Genomic DNA, 591 nt, shown 5'->3' with positions numbered 1-591 from the left:
TAATCATTTCTACAACTTACAAGCATCTGCAGACCGTAAAGGTCCACAAATCCTTTACGCAGGTAACTCAATTTCTTCAAGTTACTTAGCAGATCTTGTCGAATACGTGAAAGATAAAGATTTCTCAGTAAACGTTATTTCTAAATCAGGAACAACAACTGAACCAGCGATTGCTTTCCGTGTCTTCAAAGAACTTTTGATTGAAAAATACGGTCAAGAAGAAGCTAACAAACGTATCTATGCAACTACTGATAAAGCAAAAGGTGCTGTTAAAGTAGAAGCTGTTGCTAACGATTGGGAAACATTTGTTGTGCCAGATAATGTTGGTGGACGTTTCTCAGTATTGACACCAGTAGGTCTTCTTCCAATTGCTGCTGCAGGTATTGATATTGAAGCTCTTATGAATGGTGCTAACGCAGCGCGCAAAGATTTGTCATCTGACAAACTTTCAGAAAACATTGCTTACCAATACGCTGCTATCCGTAACATCCTTTACCGTAAAGGTTATGTAACTGAAATCTTGGCAAACTATGAACCATCACTGCAATACTTTGGTGAATGGTGGAAACAATTAGCAGGTGAATCAGAAGG

At 38.6% G+C, this 591-nt stretch carries 1 pseudogene; it reads left to right on the top strand.

From position 1 onward, the window contains the following. Positions 1-591: pseudogene (pgi, locus tag B3473_RS02780) on the top strand (glucose-6-phosphate isomerase); the annotation flags it as partial.

Source organism: Streptococcus sp. UBA632, from assembly GCF_002300045.1.
Classification (GTDB): domain Bacteria; phylum Bacillota; class Bacilli; order Lactobacillales; family Streptococcaceae; genus Streptococcus; species Streptococcus alactolyticus.
Note: the sequence above shows the minus strand (reverse complement) of the source record. Positions and strands in the feature narration are given on the sequence as shown.